Source organism: Pseudocitrobacter sp. 2023LY-00077 (assembly GCF_055796175.1).
Window position 1 is genome coordinate 1 of record NZ_JBSPEI010000021.1, and the last position, 17,150, is coordinate 17,150.

Genomic DNA, 17,150 nt, shown 5'->3' on the forward strand with positions numbered 1-17,150 from the left:
GCTTTATTGTAGGTGGGCCAGTTGGTGATTTTGAACTTTTGCTTTGCCACGGAACGGTCTGCGTTGTCGGGAAGATACGTGATCTGATCCTTCAACTCAGCAAAAGTTCGATTTATTCAACAAAGCCCCTAATAGGCAGTGATCTCCCAATACTTTTACGATTGTCGAAAAAAATCATTGTCTTATGCGTTTTTTGCTCCTCCCTCTGTTTTGGGTACCCCCGTGTCCGTAGATGAAACTAGCTGAAACTTGTACAAGATACACTTTCATCGTAAGGAAATCCTATACATATAGAATCGGTGACGTGAATTAAACTGTGCCATACATTGGACTGGCTGTTGAGCTACACAAAATCAGGGATGAATATCTCTCAGGCCCCTATCAATCCTTGCTGCGATTTTACTGGTAGGAGATACTCCTGAAACTAAGAAGTGTCGATTCAGATTATGGTGCCTTTCGAAAATTGAGATATCTTATAAAATGGGGGCCAGGCCAATCACTTTTGTGATAATAAAGCCAGTATAAAGTGGTTCCAAAATCCTTTAAGATCTTGGAACCATAATGAAAATCACATCAGATCCAAAATTTCTGCAAAACTATTAATTGAATAATCCGGTTTAACTCTTGAAAATGATTCCTTCAGTTGCTCTTCTCTTTCAACATCTTTATCAGTCCAGTGTGTTATTTTCACTAAAATTTCCCATAGCTCGGGAGCAAACTGACGACCATAGCGAGCCCAAACAGCTTTCATTCCAATAGACTTTGCCATTGATATATCTTTAGTAATAGAGTCACCAACATATACCGCATCTTTAATATCTACATTTTCAGTGAGACAAATGTGCTCCAAGAGTTTTGGGTTAGGCTTAGATTCAGCACTAGATAACCTTATAATAAAATCATCTTTTACTGAAATAACTTTTGCGTTTTTAGGATTGGGGTGGAGATTGTGATTGTCTTCAATTGTGTAAAGGTGATCAAAAAAATCAATGACATCAAGCTTATAAAGGCGATACAAAGAATTATATTCTAAAGATTCAGTATGACCGACAATCTTAACACCACGCTCCCTTAAAATATTTAAAGTATCCCTGACAGTAGGGTATAATTTCAATGTATGATTGCGCTTTGAGCTAAAAGCAGAAAATACTCGCGTGAGTTTTTTTTGTAATAAAATCTTATCATTGGTCCCAAAATAAGAAATAACAGATGGCAACTCTAGAGTAGCAAACGGTTTTTCAGAATTACCAAACCTCTGATGAATGACCTTATACTCGGACAAAAGTATATCTAAAGGAACATTTATCTCCTTTGATAGTTCCTCAGCCATAGCACTAAATGATTGGGAATAAAAACTTACCCAATCGTACAGTGTATTATCCAAATCGGTGATAAGTAATTTCATGATAAACCTTCAATAGCATAGGTTGCCGTTTCATTTGCTCCGTTCTGTCTATCGAGCTTGAAAAATTTGAACGCTAGCTTTTCACCAGAAAAATCCATTATACATGCATAGTTAGCACAATCTTGATTTGGCAATTCTGAACTAGCAACCCCTGAACTTCCCAAAGAAATAATTTGAAAAGTATGTTCAGGATTTGAAGCCGAGACTGGTTCTAATGGAGATAGTATTTTTTTTATTGTAATACAACTACTTCTATGCATATGCCCATGAAGAATATAGTCAACTTTATGTTTCACCACCCAACGCAACAATCTCTCCGCATCTAGTGTAACACTATATTTTGAATCCAAATAGGCATCTTCGGCCTCATTAATTGAAGTTAGGTGATGATGGAGCATAGCAATTCTTGTGACCCCCCTTTTTTTAGATATATACTCCCCACTTTTGTTCATCCATCCCATAGATTCCGCAACGTTACTGAGTTGTTTCTCACCGATAAACCCCATACCCAAAAATGAATCTTTAACTTGTTGTAAAACACATGAGTTCAAGGCCGCCACTTCAACTACTTTGTGCCCTCCCAATAAAAATTTTCTTCCTTGCGAGAGATCTTCTTCAGGTTTTCTTTGGAAAACATCTTTATAAAATTTTATATAGTTTTCTTTGCTTCCTTTATGATAGTTTTCTGCTAGAGTTGCCCATGGAGTATCAGTAGTAGGCTTTCCCATTATTTCAAAATATTGTTCTTTAGAAACCAAACCAACATCATGATTCCCTGGGCAAATAATTATATCATCCGGTGTAAGGCTAAGAGAAGAACTAACATCTTTGATGAATTTCGAAGCCAGCTCAAATCCCTCAACCTGTGATTGCCAAGTCAAATCACCTGAAATAGCCAATCCGGCACATTTATTTCCATTGCTATATTTGTCTGCCAACTCTACTACACGAGAAGATAAACATTTCTGTTGATCATTATCTTGCGCTGGAAACGCATGCTTGCCTTTTCCGTTATCGAAATGAATATCTGAAAGCCAAATTATAAACTCCCCTTTTTTTTGGCTATATTTTTGGTTGAAATTATAAGGAATATAATGGGATGCTAATAATTCATGCTGAAGATCAGAATCAATAGCAGGTCTCACCTTCCAAATTGTTCTATCTTGTTCTTTTAATTCAGTTACTGAAAAAACAACTTTATTGAAAAGCTGTTCATCTAAATCCTTTGAGGTGGTGAATAATGAATCTAATGGAATATAGGATAAGGTTTTGAGAACATCATCATTATCATGAATTTCACAAATTTCAGAAACTTTTAACCAACCTAACAACTCATCTTCATTATAATACCTTGGTGTTTTTCTACCATTATCAGGAGCCTTCTTCTTGCTATCCCCAGCAGCTGAGGAGCAGACTTCTTTTAATTCGGCCCTATAGAACTTTAGTCGCCCTGAATCAAAAAAATATATTTTGGTGAGATTTTCGGCAGCAATTCTTAGTTCTTGTGATGGAAACACCTCACCAGATTTTGCCCACCATCCCCACCAAACATCCCCTTCCTCACGAGCAATTTGGTTATGCTGTTCGATGGTAAATCCTTCACTTTTTCCTAGATCACGGAACCTAAAAATGTAAGTCTCTTTCATTTACTTCATCCTTAAATGCAATGGTTTTATAATATCTTCGTTTTATCAGTAAATCATAGTGAACTCAAATTCGAGTCTTATCTTTTTGAGAATAGCGTTAAGTAAGGTAATCACCTCGCTACCTTCTTCCAGTTTGCCTGATTACACCAATACGATCCGGCAGCTGCTAATGCATGTTCATTCAATCGGCTCGCTTAAATCAATGAACTCAATAGTCTTTGCTAAAGGTATAGATTGACGGGGAAAGTCACGTCGCAGTCGGCGGGCTAACTCTCCCAATGCATCACTACGATCCATCGCATGATGGACTAGCAAAGACGCTACCTGCCGAACCTGAGCCTTTGCGCCAGGCTCACGACTATTATCCTGCCCGCGAAGTGCATTACGCCACCCCAGTGTTGCCCTGTTTACATCAATTTGATCCAGCACTCGAATTAAGCCTGAAGGCTGGACTTGCACGAGGAGACAAAGAAACATCAGAGCCTCATTGTAAAAAGTGGGGCTGGGCTGAGATAACGCCTCTGCTAGCCCACTGTAGTGCGGTTCAAGAAATGTAGAAACCAGTGTTGGCTCCGACTGAGCAATCCTCGCCAAAACTAATGCTCCCAGTTGCCAATCGACATGACCCCAATGGCTGAGTGCAATGCGTCTGCCCGCGGCTATATGACGTAACGCGCTAGCCGGCGCGATGGCTGCGAGATGCGTCGACATGTTGACGATACGCGGCTCATTGCGCGCAATCATCTCCTGAATTGCGAGTCTCGCTGCTGGTACGATGTGCGCAACTCCGAGCAGCATTCTCGCATCGCCGATATTTTCCGCCCAATCCGAGCCTATCGCTTGGTCGATCTCGCTCCAATTGAGTGCTAATACCGTCTCCTCGAACTGCTTTGGCGAGGCCTTATGCATGAAGCTAAGAAGCCCTGCGGCAGCTTGGAAGTTTCGTTGCGTACTGCGCGACAAAGAGATCGCGAGATCCTTAGGCGACCAGCAACGGCAGATTTTTCGCCCCACCTGCCGCATTCTTCGGGACGGTGCCAACTTGCCAACATAGATGTTAAGCGGATCGTAGAGCCGCAACGCGTTCCACACGATATCGTTTAGTTCGTGGAAAGACTCTTGCGGAGCGGCACGCAGTCGATCGGCGATGGCCGGGATAAGTGCTTCGATCAAAGTGAACCCGAACTCTGATTCGACGTAGCAGAAATGTTCGCAAAAATCGGCAACGACCGATAGGTAGGCATCCTGCGGCCACTGTGACACAATGCGAAGGCACGCATCGTGATCAATGTGTTCGAGATAGCGTGCCTTCCACATATCATCTTTACAAGCACCTATCATCGAAAGCAGTTCGGCAATCTCACCCGCATGCAACGGGGCAGCAGCACTGATCGTCTTTGCTAATGCGCGTGGCTCAACTAGCATGACGATGTTTTCACCAAGTGCCCGATTAGTATTAAGTACATGATTAAGCACGCGGCCAATCGCATAGCATGCACCTTCCGGCGCCGCCTGTATCCACTCTGCAAGAGTCTCACTATGATCGGCAATTGTTTCCATCTCATCGGGCAGATAGCTATGCAAATTATTCAGTAACCAGCAAGCATGCCGAATATCAAGTGGTTCTGTCGCTACCCAGCAGCGTTCTAAAGCGGGAGTAAGCCATGCCGGCTGTACAAGCCTTCGCCACATCCCAAATTCGCCAGCTAACGAAAGTTCGCTAAGTAGAACACTTAGGCCACTGAGAGGCATCTGAATGTCGGTCAGAACTGTTCTGAGCATAACTGCAATTTTCTGACGCTCTTCGGCTGTCTGTCCGTCGAGAATACGTGCCAGGAGTACAATAGCAAGACGCTGGTGTGGACAGCGAAGGTCGTTGAAACTCAGTAAAAATCGTTGCGCTACAAGCCAATCAATCGCAGCATTTCCATCAGAATTCGACAACTCGTCCCCGACTAACCGCAACAACATTTCGCGTGAACAGTGCGCATCACGTGATGCCAGCTGTCGAATTGCAGCAGCTGCAAGAACCACGTCAGCGCCTGCTGCGCGCGCAGAACTTGCCATTGCATTCGCTCGCCGCCATCCTCCTCCAAGGATGAAACAGAATTGCCAGGGATAAAGCGCTTTCTCCGCTGCATGCTCAAGGCGTAGATCGAACTGCTCATCTCCAGGCCGATCGCCGATGCGATCATCGGCTTGACGAACAGCGGCAAGTGTTGCTTCGCGGGAAGCCAGAAAACCATTCGCAATAACCCGAACCGCTCGCTTAGCATCAAGATGGATGGCGCCTGGAAAGCCGCTCTTATCTTCGGAAATCGTGTACGCACTTAATACCCATCGCGATGCAGTGGCCTGTTCTTCCAACTCACGAAGAAATGCTGGGCGAGTCAGGTGAGCATCATCAACGATGTAGAGTGTCGGTTTCAGACTCTCATCAAAAGAAGGTATCTCTCCAATTGGGTCGGCTAATCTTAGGACACGCCAGCCGCGACAATACATTTGAAGCGCCACTTGAAGAATTGAGATTGATTTCCCAGCTCCCGGTACCCCCGCAAGTCGAGCTGTTCCTGCGCGCTCCAGGTCTGCAGTCAGTAGAGCTACCTCCGGAAGAATGGGACAAGCAGCGACATCTGCAGGCCCGAGTGGACGACCCATTAGAGCAGGTCCAAGATCACGAGGCTTTTCGAACTTAACCTCAGACCAAACTGATGCTTCAATATTGAGTACTGATGATCTTGGTGCGAACACAATGAGGCTCCGCCGGATCTGATCGAGCTCCTCGGAACTTGGTAACGCGCGCAGAGCTGCCATGATTTTATGCAGATCGCTTGCATGTTCGGGATAGATTTCTTCAATCACTTCCTGATGAGTGGATAGCAGCGCTTGAATCGTGTCCCATCCAATAGCAACTACGGGAAATTTTCCTTCCTTCACGCGTTGTTCTGACACTAGTCGGGCATGTTCTTGAAGTCGCGCATCATTAGGCGCTGTAGTAGCAAATGTCCAGTGTCCAAGCTGTGGTTTAAAATTTTCGGCCTTGATGAGTTCCGTATCGAACTCCACGATAGTCGCCTTGGCCCCATAACCTTCGTTCTTCCCTTTGCATTGCACACCAAAATTTATGCCGGGTGTTGCCTGTGGCGTTCCATAGACATCAACACCGTGCTGTTTTTGCCCAGACCGACCATTTTTTTGCGTAAGGGGAGACCTCCACACTGCGGCAAACAATGCACGAGTCAAATCTTCGAATTTCTCCCACGACTTTGGCGGGAGAATCTGTTTGTCAATAAAGTCCATTGCACAAGCCACTTTGTAAGTATTTTAAGGAACAGTCATCGCCTTCGCTTTAACCACATCCTCAAGAACGTGACTAGTCAAGCATCAGGAGTAGATTTTATTATTTCAGAGTTCCAAGTGGAATGAAAAGTAATCCATTTCGACTTGGGTAGCTGACAACAGCATTATCTCCCCACACCAAAACGGCTCTCGGGCCGTTAAGCGCTTCACCAACAAATAGAATTTTTTTTATTTGAAGTGAAGCACGATCTAACGCTACAAGCTCATGATTGTTTCGATTGACCGATAACAGTAAGTTTCCACTCACCGTTTGCGATAACGGGTCTGCCCATGCGAAAAAATTATTATTATCATTTGAGGCAAAGCGAATTTCTTGAATTAGCTCCCCTGATTCCGGCTCTATTACACAGATGCCACGCTTGGACTGGAACATGCCGACATAGATGCGATTGTAGAGATCGTCATATGTTAGACATGCAGGGGTTGAATCATCTGCACGACCATTGCTTATCTCGGCGAGCTGGACATCCGCCGTATATTTTTGACGACTCAAGTCGTAGATAGCTAAATAGCAGTTAGCATGTGGATAACTCAGCCCGTGGCTGCGTCCGCCGCGTTGAATGCCAATGTAAATTAATGGCAGTGTCGGATGTCGTAGCAGCGACATGCAGCCTCGGCCACCTTCGGGATATGCTACTGTCTTTACAACGTATGTGGCACTGTCAATGATGTAGAACTGGTTGACTCGATTGCTTGCGAAATAGATTTCTTTTTCGTTTTGTGACACTGCTAATTGTCCGTTACCGCCCCCAGGTAACACTATTCTTTTAACGATAGCATGCGTAGCCAAATCAATAACGAGCACAAAGTCCGAAAAAACCTGGCCGACAAACAAACGGCCATCTGCAATAACTAAGCTACCAGGAGGATGGCTCAAAATCTCTCTTTCACCGTTTTGCGGGGAGATCGACTCATATTTATCCAGGTCGATGGTACGTATGATTGATTTGGATGATGGATTAACGATTGAAATGCTGCATCCAGCCCAATTTGCAGTTATCAGGAAGTTGTTATGCAGGAGAATGTCATGTGGTTCAGAGCGGCTTGGAAATTTATAAATCGGGGCTCCATCATCACTACTGTCTAGAATAAGAGAGGCTTCTGATGTTGCTGCCTGTGCAGTCTTGGCAAAATCATCCAAGGATATGACCAGAGTGATGTTCGACCCTCGTGCCGCATCCTGTGCTCCAGGTTGGAAACCAACCTCACTGACCATGATTCCTCGATCGGCACCAAGGTCATCAATGAGGCTCTTGAGAGCAAGCACCTTTTCCTTAGGAACGCGAGTTTTCCACAATTTGCATTCGATTACCCAAGTACAGAGGATACCCGATCGAAGGAAGGTCGCGTAGACGTCAATATCATGGGTCGCTCGAACACCTTTGGCTCGATAATCAACCAAAGCATTACATCCAAGACGTCGAAATACTTCAGCTGTGGCCTCCTGATAAACTCGCCAGTCCGCGTAGCTCATGCAACTCCCCAATAATATGGCTATATTTTTTTCTGTGTGCCATCCAGCTTGCGATGAATAAGCGAAACCAACGTAAGGATGTCCAGCGCATCCAATTCAGACATGGGCCAATTCTTCTTAGGCGAATGGGCCAGTGGATTGCGCACAGCGCCGAATAGACCAATGAGTAGGTTCGCAAAACCTTTTTGTTCACTCTTTTCTGAGTCGGTAGTGAGCGGTCCCAAGGTCAGAACTGGTTGTTGTCCGGTAAATGCCTTGTTCACCAAGTCAGCACCATCGCCGCTCAACCCAGACAACTGACGAATACGTTCCGCAACCCCTTTCGTCGCCTCGAAGACGGCATGAAAATAGTTTTCGTCCAGAAGTTCTGCACGACAATAGTTCAAAACTTCTGCATGCACAGCACGGTTTTCGAGTGCAGCCTTAAGTCGCCAGGCGCGGGCTCTGGCTGAATCGAGTGTTGTTGCTTTAGTAGCGTTCGTGACCTTACCATCTTCGCGGACATAAAAGCCGGAAAAAGCTAGGACAACATTGAGTTCATCACGCCTCCAGGTAAATACTGCTGGATCACGAGCGTAATTTACCGGATTCATCGCACGGTTAATGAACATTATGAGATGGTTGCCGACCTGATATTGGTTCTGCGCACCTACGAGCGCATTATACAGCCGTTTCCATTTTGTCATGCTTGGCGATGTGTCGGCAACTTTGATTTCTTGTAGGAGTCGCTCGATCTGCGCCCCACTCAAGCCACGTTCGGTATCAGCAAGAACGCGACAAGCGGCCTCAAGGTGCTGAGAGTTGAATAATGGAATACGTATCATAAATTACCTTTTTATCACCTTTCAGACCCACTCGAGCGCCGTGATAATCGATTGTCCCTCAGTACCGACCTCCACAAACAAAGCGTGATCGTAGCCAAGCTGCTGCTTATAACCTTGAAGTTTCAGTAGATCGATTCGTCTATCGACGCGACTCGTTGATTTTTTAAATTCTAAGACCAGATGATTCTGTTGTGTACCTCGCCGATGCACGATCACATCAGGAAATACTGTCTTTGCTTCAACGTCTTCGCTGTCTGGATAAAGCTCCAAATGTCTGAGCCGTTTAGGTTCTACACCATCCCGGTTATATTCGCAATCTACATTCCAACCGGGGAAAGATAGCTGGAGGTACATCGCAAAGCGAAAGGTAATGGACCGTTCGTTAGCATCAATACTGAGTAGATCATGATCATTGAATAGTAGCTCGGACAATGCATGTGACACAGGTTCGCCTGGTTCACATTGATTGAGGTAGCGTATTTGAGCCGGGGTCAGTGCCATTATCACGCTCGCATATTTAAGGAATTTTATTGGATTTTTCAGTACGCATTCGGTTACCAACTAAAAGGTATAATAACTGAATACTAAAACCTGATGTTCATCACAAAATCAGAAAAACCAGTTCATGAACCAATGGTAGAAAATTCGTATGATTTGTGTTCAGCTACTTGCACAGTTATGAACCAAAACTTAGTTCATAAGTGCATGCTTTGATTGCTCGATGAGAAAAAATTATTTAATTACAGTTGGTTGCAAGGTTTTTTATTATAAATTAAATTATGTATTTCCCTCAAACCCAGAATAGTTAAATGGCATTTGGCATTCATCCACGCAGCGTCGCCCATCATTCCCTGTACTACACTCTCGACTCAGACCTTTGCGAACAACGCATTTATCATGAATGGTGATCCGATAACGCCATAGCGCATCATTCCGACAATCAAACGGTTGAATCTACCGCGTGCGCTACGCAAATTCTGCCTCAGGAGTACCCACGAAGATCTGCAGATTTCACGTAGCGCACGCATCGATTGTTCTCAAATCATGTGTGGCCACGCCAGAATTGCCGCCATATACACGACTCCTACCCAAATCATCATGACAACGGTGTAACCCATAATGTTCTGCAATTTTAATCTGGAAATTGCCAGGGCTGGCAAAAGCCAGTTAAGAGAACGATCCACAAGTGGCGCCGCCGCTAAAACATATCCCATTGCCAGAATGACAGCCATTTGCGTGGTGAAACTCAGTAATTGCCAGAATCCATTTCCCCAATCCATGGTGGTTTGCAAGGGGGTACGCCCTTCCACCACAAAGGCAAGCACCATCGTTAATAGTGTTAGCAGGATGGCGAAAACAAAGGGATCGGGTAAATAACGCCGCATCAACTCGGTGAAAAAATGGGTGATTTTGCTCATGATTCTTACCGGTTTTACCGGTTGCTCCTTTTAAATTTTAAACGTCGCCAGAATGAAACTACAGCCAGAGCTTCAGTTATCTCATTGTTCTGATGGTTGAAATTCTAATAACGGATATTGACAATAGGAGCTGAGGCTTAATGTCGTCAATGGCGATTGCCGAAATAACGTGCGATTATCGGTCATTACGCTTTATTTCAATAAATTGTGTGATCGGAGAGGAATAAATCGTGAAGGTTAGATCGAGGAATAAAATGCTGCTGCGGTATTTCGCAGTAATAATAAAAAAGCCTCTGTTTTTACACAGAGGCTTTATAGTAATCACGCTTAAATTTACGCGCTCAACAGCGTCTCAGCCGTCTCTTTCACGCTCGCCAACAGAACTTTGACATCTTCCAGGCAAACGGTTGGGTTCAGCAGCGTCAGTTTCAGGCAAGTCACACCGTCCGCTTCCGTAACGCCCACGTTAGCCGCGCCAGATGCCAGCAGCACGTCGCCGATACGCTGGTTGAGCAGCGCAACAAACGCAGCATCTCCCGCTTCCGGGCGGAAACGGAACAACACGCTTGCCAGCTGTGGCTGCATGACCAGTTCCAGGTGCGACTGTGCGGAAACAAATTCTGCGACCTGCTGCGCCAGGGTTACACCGTTATCAATGATTTCGGCGTACTGCTTTTTACCCAGCGCTTCAAGGCCCATCCACAGTTTCAGCGCATCGAAACGACGGGTGGTTTGCAGTGATTTAGACACCAGGTTTGGCACACCCTGCTCTTCATCAAAGTCAGAGTTCAGGTACGCTGCCTGATAACGCATCAGTTCATAATGACGCGCATCTTTCAGCAGGAATGCGCCGCAGCTGATAGTCTGGAAGAACTGCTTATGGAAATCCAGCGTGACAGAGTCTGCGGATTCCAGGCCGTCCAGGTAGTGACGATACTTCTCAGAGAGCAGCAGCGCCCCGCCCCACGCGGCATCCACGTGGACCCAGATATTCTCGGCCGCAGCCAGCTCCGTGATCTCGACCAGCGGATCGATAGCACCGGCGTCGGTGGTTCCCGCCGTAGCGACAATCGCCATTACCTGCTCGCCATTGGCCTTCGCCTGCGCCAGTTTGGCTTTCAGGTCGGCCATGTCCATGCGAGATAATGCATCGGTTTTCACCTGAGTTACAGAACGATAGCCCAGGCCCATCAGCGCCATATTCTTCTGCACAGAGAAGTGTGCGCTTTCAGAGCAGAACACTTTGATCTTACTGAGATCGCCGGTCAAACCATTCTGCTGAATGGAATGCCCCTGACGAGCAAAGAAAGCGTCGCGCGCCAGCATCAGCCCCATCAGGTTGCTCTGGGTGCCGCCGCTGGTGAAGACGCCAGCATCGCCAGCCGGATAACCTACCTGGTCGCGCAGCCATTCGATCAGCTTCATCTCGATGATGGTGGCTGACGGGCTTTGATCCCAGGAGTCCATGCTCTGGTTGGTGGCGTTGATCAGCACTTCTGCGGCCTGGCTAATCACCAGGCTCGGGCAGTGCAGATGCGCCACGCACTGGGCATGGTGCACAGAAAGGCTATCTTTGAGGAAGTACTCAACTGCACGCGCAATGGTGGCCTGGTTACCCAGGCCCTCTGCGGTGAAGTTCAGATGAATACGCTCGCGCAGCTGGTCAACGGTTTTACCCTGATACATCTCAGGCTGTTTTAACCATTCAATGACCGCTTTGCTGCTTTGCTCGATGGCATCCTGGTAGGCCGCGATGCTTTGCGCCGAACCGGACAGGATCGGGTTATTATCTGACACGTTCATTAACTCCGATTAAACCGGCTTCACGCCAGCGCCCAGCAAGGCGTTTTCAAATTTATCGAGGAAAATTTCCAGCTCAGCATTGGTGATCAGCAGAGACGGCAGCAGACGCAGTACGCAACCGTTACGACCGCCACGCTCCAGAATCAGGCCAGACTCAAAGCATTTTTTCTGCAACAGTGCAGAGAGCTCGCCATCTGCCGGGTAGCAACCCATATGATCTTTCGCTTCGTTCGGCTTCACGATTTCCAGACCGATCATCAGACCCAGACCGCGAACGTGGCCGATGACCGGGTAACGTTTTTGCAGCTCGGCCAGTTTGCCTTTCAGCCACTCGCCCTGAGCGGCGACTTTGTCAGCAATGTTGTCGTCTTTCAGGATCTTCAGCGTGGTGAGGCCCGTGGCCATTGCCAGCTGGTTACCACGGAAGGTACCCGTGTGGTGACCCGGTGCCCAGGCGTCGAACTGTTTCTTGATACCCAGCACGGCCAGCGGCAGACCGCCACCGACAGCTTTAGACATCACGATGATGTCTGGCTCAATACCCGCATGTTCGAAGGCAAACAGTTTACCGGTACGTGCAAAGCCCGCCTGTACTTCATCGATAATCAGCAGAATGCCGTGTTCCTGGGTAACTTTACGAATGCGTTGCAGCCACTCGACCGGAGCCGGGTTAACACCGCCCTCGCCCTGTACCGCTTCGAGGATCACCGCAGCCGGTTTACGCACGCCGCTTTCCACGTCGTTAATCAGGTTTTCGAAGTAGTACGTCAACGCTTTAACACCCGCGTCGCCGCCAATGCCCAGTGGGCAGCGGTACTGATGCGGATACGGCATGAACTGCACTTCCGGCATCATGTTGGAAACGGCTTCTTTCGGTGACAGGTTACCGGTGACGGAAAGCGCGCCATGCGTCATCCCGTGATAACCGCCAGAGAAACTGATAATGCTGGAACGACCGGTCACTTTTTTCGCCAGTTTTAGCGCAGCTTCTACTGCGTCAGCGCCGGACGGGCCGGTAAATTGCAGGCAGTACTCTTTGCCCTGACCCGGCAATAAAGAGAGTAAATAAGATGAAAATTCATCTTTTAAAGGTGTGGTAAGGTCAAGCGTATGTAACGGTAAGCCGCTGCTGATGACACTTTGAATGCTTTGAAGCACGTCAGGATGATTATGACCCAGCGCCAGGGTGCCAGCGCCTGCCAGACAATCAAGATATTGATTATTTTCAACGTCGGTGATCCAAACGCCCTGCGCTTTGGCAATCGCCAGCGGCAGTTTACGTGGATAACTTCGAACGTTGGATTCAAACTCAGCTTGTCTTGCTAAAAAGGTATCATTGCTTTGTGGTAATGAATTAGCACTTAAAGTATCAATACGGACTTTATCCGTCATCATATCACTCCCACAACCTCGGGTATTAATAACGCCGGGTTGAATTAAGGTTAAAGGGACTGCCTGTAAAAAAACGCGGCTAATATAAGTGGTTTTAGCGTAGGACTCAATCATTTATTTTAGCGATGTTTTCATTAGGATTTTTCCCTTCTTAATCAGTGTGTAATGAAGAGTTCTGTTGTTCACATACTTTAAAATTCGTTACCATTTCAGGCAAAATGTAACTGACGAACAAAACGCGCACAACGTCATGTAAACCATCACATTGTCGTGGGTTTATGCTTTCTTTACACACTTTTACTATTAATAACGTTCAGGAATTGCTGATAAGACATTCTTTTTAACTAGTTTATCGATAAATATAATAAAAACATCGACCCTAAAAGATAAATCACTTACTATGGCGCGCTTATTTGCACTACACGCTAATAAAAGAACTAATGCGCATCACACCGGTAACGCGTAAGAGGCATACACGTTATCGACAACGGGATGTTTATCCTGGGTTGTCACCAGAAATGTTCGCGGGCGGACATTTCGTAAGGCGAAGTCACTTCCCTTATGCCGAGAATGAAAATTTTCTAGCCATCTTTTATGGCGCCCTGATATGAGATTGTTATGACACGCATTTATCCACAATTCGTCGTTGCCAAATTTGGCGGTACCAGCGTTGCTGACTTTGACGCGATGAATCGCAGTGCCAGTATTGTTCTTGCAGACGAACAGGTACGCCTGGTCGTATTGTCTGCCTCCGCCGGTGTCACTAATCTGTTAGTCGAGCTTTCTGAAGGTCTGGAAAGCGGCGACCGTATGGATAAAATCGATACTCTTCGCACCATCCAGTACAACATTATTTCCCGCCTGAAACAGCCAACGGTTATCAGTAAAGAAATAGATCAACTGCTTGAAAATATTGCTCGTCTTGCTGAAACCGCGCAGGCAACGCCATCGGCTGCATTAAGCGATGAATTGGTGAGCCACGGCGAACTGATGTCGAGCCTGCTGTTTGCTGAAGTGCTTCGTGAACACGAGGCCCAGGCTGAATGGTTTGACGCGCGCAAAGTGATTCGCACCAACGACGTTTACGGTTGTGCGGAACCGGAGCTCAGTCAGGTCGCCGAACAGGTGGAAATGCACCTGCGTTCGCGTATCGAACAGGCCATCGTGATAACCCAGGGCTTTATCGGTAGCGATCGCGCCGGGCATACCACGACGCTGGGGCGCGGCGGCAGCGACTACACCGCATCCCTGCTGGGCGAAGCGCTACAGGCAACACGCGTCGATATCTGGACGGATGTTGCGGGTATCTACACCACTGACCCTCGCGTTGTGCCGCAAGCCCAGCGTATCGACCATATCTCGTTCGCCGAAGCCAGCGACATGGCCGCCTTTGGGGCGAAAGTGCTGCACCCGGCAACGCTGTTGCCTGCGATGCGCAAAAACATTCCGGTCTTCGTCGGTTGCAGTAAAAATACCGCTGCCGGCGGTACGCTGGTGCGTCGTGAGACCGAGAATCCGCCGCTGTATCGTGCGATTGCCGTTCGCCGTAAGCAAACCCTGTTAAGATTGCACAGTCTGCACGCGCAGCCAGCCTATGCCTTTTTTGCTGAGATGTTCGCTATTCTGGCACAGCATCAGGTGGATATTGATCTGGTCACAACCTCGGAAAGCAGCATTGCGCTTGCGCTCGATCCCACCTGCGCGACATCCGGGGAAGATCACACCTTAACCACCTCACTGCTGACGGCGCTCTCCTCCCACTGTCGGGTTGAGATTGAAACCGGGCTGGCGCTGGTGACGCTGATTGGTAATCAGCTTCATCAGGGGACGGGGGTGTGTCGTGATGCCTTCGCCGAACTGGACGAACATGCGGTACGCATGATTTGCCACGGTGCATCCAATAATAATCTCAGCTTCCTGTTGCCGGGCGACACTGCCGATAGCGCCGTCGTTGCATTACACCGCAGGCTGTTCGAGTAAGCGTAATCAGGGGCGTTTCACGCCCCTTTTCATTTCATTGCCGCAGTGCCCGCTTTCTTGTACCCTTCCCGCTTCTTTGCGCACACTTTATCGGATATCCATGACCGCTCAACATTCGAAAGATCCTTTGCACGGCGTTACGCTGGAGATGCAAATTAATGCCCTGGTGGCTCGCTACGGTTGGGAAAAACTGGGCAAACTGGTGAACATTAACTGTTTTAAGAATGACCCTAGCGTGAAATCCAGCCTCAAGTTTTTACGCCGCACGCCTTGGGCCCGAGCGGAAGTTGAAGCGCTCTATCTTGATTCCCTCGAAGACGATGAACCTCAGGATGGCGGATTTAACCCGTGGTTGCAGGGGCGAGACGATAAGATCTGATTCACTTCCCCTGCAAATCGTAAGAGAATATCGCCTCTCAAGGGACTAGTAGAAAACGGGCGTTTATGATCATCTCTTTGCGGGGCGTCTCCCCGGTCACTCAGGTTAAAAAACTAGGCACGCTGGTTGCCGCGGCATTACTTGTTGTCAGTTGTTCGTCTAAGCCACCGAGTTCACTTGTTACATCGCCAGGCAACACATCAAAGCCCGCCGGTAAAACGCAGCAGAGTAATGAACCAATGCGCGGTATCTGGCTGGCCACGGTTTCGCGGCTCGACTGGCCGCCAGTTAACTCGGTCAATATCAGCAGCCCCGCCATTCGTATCAATAAACAGAAAGAAGCGCTGACGGCAAAGCTCGATAACCTGAAACAACTCGGTATTAATACCGTATTTTTCCAGGTAAAACCCGATGGCACCGCCCTGTGGGATTCTAAAATTCTGCCGTGGTCCGATACCTTAACCGGCAAGATTGGCGAGAACCCCGGGTACGATCCGTTGCAGTTTATGCTGGATGAAGCCCATAAACGCGGCATGAAAGTACATGCCTGGTTTAACCCGTACCGGGTAACAACCAACACCAAACCGTCAACGGTGGCCGAGCTTAATCGCACGCTCTCACAGCAACCCGCCAGTATTTTTGTTCTGCATCGCGACTGGATCCGCACATCAAGCGATCGCTTTGTGCTTGACCCCGGTATTCCGGAAGCGCGCGACTGGATCACCAGTATTGTGGCGGAAGTGGTGGCAAAATATCCGGTCGATGGCGTGCAGTTTGATGACTACTTCTATACCGAAACTGCCGGCTCTACGCTTAACGATAACCAGACCTGGCGGCAGTATGGCCAGCAATATGCGTCAAAAGCCGACTGGCGACGCCATAACACGCAACAGCTTATCGAGCAGGTTTCACGCACCATTAAGCAGCTGAAGCCCGACGTCGAGTTTGGCGTAAGCCCGGCGGGCGTCTGGCGTAACCGCTCGCACGATCCTTTAGGGTCGGATACGCGCGGTGCGGCCGCCTACGATGAGTCTTATGCTGATACCCGCCTTTGGGTGCAGCAAGGCTTGCTGGACTACATCGCCCCGCAGCTGTACTGGCCGTTTGCCCGCGACGCTGCGCGTTATGATGTGCTGGCAAAATGGTGGGCGGATGTGGTGAAACCGACCAAAACACGACTCTATATTGGCGTGGCGCTGTATAAAGTGGGCGAACCGTCGAAAAAAGAACCTGACTGGGCGGTGAATGGCGGCGTACCAGAGCTGAGTAAGCAGATCGATCTCAATGAATCAATCCCGGAAATCAACGGGACGATCCTGTTCCGCGAAGATAATCTCAATCAACCGCAAACCCGCCAGGCGGTGAATTATCTGAAAACCCGCTGGGGCCATTAATCCTGCCTTTTGTGCGCTACGCAAACCCGGCGTAGCGCACCTCATCTGCTATGCTTACCCTGACATTCTTTACTG

General features: G+C 47.8%; 12 protein-coding genes. 3 read left to right on the forward strand and 9 right to left on the reverse strand.

Annotation, left to right across the window (positions count from 1 at the left end; genetic code table 11):
* Positions 1-568: 568 nt before the first annotated feature.
* The 9 genes from ACWWFX_RS21445 to ACWWFX_RS21485 form a co-directional block, all read right to left on the reverse strand.
* Complete coding sequence (locus ACWWFX_RS21445; protein ID WP_000770925.1) at positions 569-1,405, reverse strand: HAD family hydrolase; 837 nt, start codon at positions 1,403-1,405, stop codon at positions 569-571.
* Positions 1,402-3,051 carry a metallophosphoesterase family protein gene (locus ACWWFX_RS21450; protein WP_000665639.1) on the reverse strand — a complete coding sequence of 550 codons (1,650 nt, stop codon included), beginning with the start codon at positions 3,049-3,051 and terminating at the stop codon, positions 1,402-1,404. Before ACWWFX_RS21450 ends, ACWWFX_RS21445 begins: the two co-directional genes overlap by 4 nt.
* A gap of 177 nt (positions 3,052-3,228) precedes the next feature.
* Positions 3,229-6,351, reverse strand: coding sequence for a hypothetical protein (locus tag ACWWFX_RS21455; protein WP_473224734.1), 3,123 nt, complete (start codon positions 6,349-6,351; stop codon positions 3,229-3,231).
* Positions 6,352-6,451: 100 nt separating this feature from the next.
* Positions 6,452-7,885 (reverse strand): restriction endonuclease, encoded by a 1,434-nt coding sequence (locus tag ACWWFX_RS21460; protein WP_000119282.1) that lies wholly within the window; start codon positions 7,883-7,885, stop codon positions 6,452-6,454.
* A gap of 20 nt (positions 7,886-7,905) precedes the next feature.
* Positions 7,906-8,709 carry a TIGR02391 family protein gene (locus ACWWFX_RS21465; RefSeq protein WP_473224735.1) on the reverse strand — a complete coding sequence of 268 codons (804 nt, stop codon included), beginning with the start codon at positions 8,707-8,709 and terminating at the stop codon, positions 7,906-7,908.
* Positions 8,710-8,730: 21 nt separating this feature from the next.
* The gene (locus ACWWFX_RS21470) at positions 8,731-9,210 is read right to left on the reverse strand and encodes a hypothetical protein (RefSeq protein WP_001542736.1); all 480 of its coding nucleotides are present in this window, start codon (positions 9,208-9,210) and stop codon (positions 8,731-8,733) included.
* Positions 9,211-9,746: 536 nt separating this feature from the next.
* Complete coding sequence (locus ACWWFX_RS21475) at positions 9,747-10,127, reverse strand: TIGR00366 family protein (protein ID WP_473224736.1); 381 nt, start codon at positions 10,125-10,127, stop codon at positions 9,747-9,749.
* 333 nt (positions 10,128-10,460) lie between these two features.
* Positions 10,461-11,924 (reverse strand): pyridoxal phosphate-dependent decarboxylase family protein, encoded by a 1,464-nt coding sequence (locus ACWWFX_RS21480; RefSeq protein ID WP_473224774.1) that lies wholly within the window; start codon positions 11,922-11,924, stop codon positions 10,461-10,463.
* 15 nt (positions 11,925-11,939) lie between these two features.
* A complete protein-coding gene (locus ACWWFX_RS21485; protein ID WP_041686241.1) occupies positions 11,940-13,325 on the reverse strand; it encodes a diaminobutyrate--2-oxoglutarate transaminase in 1,386 nt (461 codons plus the stop codon).
* 615 nt (positions 13,326-13,940) lie between these two features.
* Here ACWWFX_RS21485 and lysC point away from each other — a divergent pair.
* The 3 genes from lysC (at position 13,941) to ACWWFX_RS21500 (ending at position 17,075) form a co-directional block, all read left to right on the forward strand.
* Entirely contained in the window at positions 13,941-15,302 is a 1,362-nt protein-coding gene (gene lysC, locus ACWWFX_RS21490; RefSeq protein WP_473224737.1) for a lysine-sensitive aspartokinase 3, read from the forward strand.
* 100 nt (positions 15,303-15,402) lie between these two features.
* On the forward strand, positions 15,403-15,681 hold the full coding sequence (locus ACWWFX_RS21495; RefSeq protein WP_015964404.1) for a VF530 family protein: 279 nt from the start codon (positions 15,403-15,405) through the stop codon (positions 15,679-15,681).
* A 65-nt stretch (positions 15,682-15,746) separates the two neighbouring features.
* Positions 15,747-17,075 carry a glycoside hydrolase family 10-like protein gene (locus tag ACWWFX_RS21500; protein ID WP_327622010.1) on the forward strand — a complete coding sequence of 443 codons (1,329 nt, stop codon included), beginning with the start codon at positions 15,747-15,749 and terminating at the stop codon, positions 17,073-17,075.
* Positions 17,076-17,150 lie beyond the last annotated feature (75 nt).

Excerpts from the sequence above, each read along its gene's own strand:
- ACWWFX_RS21445 (WP_000770925.1), bottom strand. The coding sequence starts at position 1,405 with ATGAAATTACTTATCACCGATTTGGATAATACACTGTACGATTGGGTA.
- ACWWFX_RS21450 (WP_000665639.1), bottom strand. The coding sequence starts at position 3,051 with ATGAAAGAGACTTACATTTTTAGGTTCCGTGATCTAGGAAAAAGTGAA.
- ACWWFX_RS21455 (WP_473224734.1), bottom strand. The coding sequence starts at position 6,351 with ATGGACTTTATTGACAAACAGATTCTCCCGCCAAAGTCGTGGGAGAAA.
- ACWWFX_RS21460 (WP_000119282.1), bottom strand. The coding sequence starts at position 7,885 with ATGAGCTACGCGGACTGGCGAGTTTATCAGGAGGCCACAGCTGAAGTA.
- ACWWFX_RS21465 (WP_473224735.1), bottom strand. The coding sequence starts at position 8,709 with ATGATACGTATTCCATTATTCAACTCTCAGCACCTTGAGGCCGCTTGT.
- ACWWFX_RS21470 (WP_001542736.1), bottom strand. The coding sequence starts at position 9,210 with ATGGCACTGACCCCGGCTCAAATACGCTACCTCAATCAATGTGAACCA.
- ACWWFX_RS21475 (WP_473224736.1), bottom strand. The coding sequence starts at position 10,127 with ATGAGCAAAATCACCCATTTTTTCACCGAGTTGATGCGGCGTTATTTA.
- ACWWFX_RS21485 (WP_041686241.1), bottom strand. The coding sequence starts at position 13,325 with ATGATGACGGATAAAGTCCGTATTGATACTTTAAGTGCTAATTCATTA.
- lysC (WP_473224737.1), top strand. The coding sequence starts at position 13,941 with ATGACACGCATTTATCCACAATTCGTCGTTGCCAAATTTGGCGGTACC.
- ACWWFX_RS21495 (WP_015964404.1), top strand. The coding sequence starts at position 15,403 with ATGACCGCTCAACATTCGAAAGATCCTTTGCACGGCGTTACGCTGGAG.
- ACWWFX_RS21500 (WP_327622010.1), top strand. The coding sequence starts at position 15,747 with ATGATCATCTCTTTGCGGGGCGTCTCCCCGGTCACTCAGGTTAAAAAA.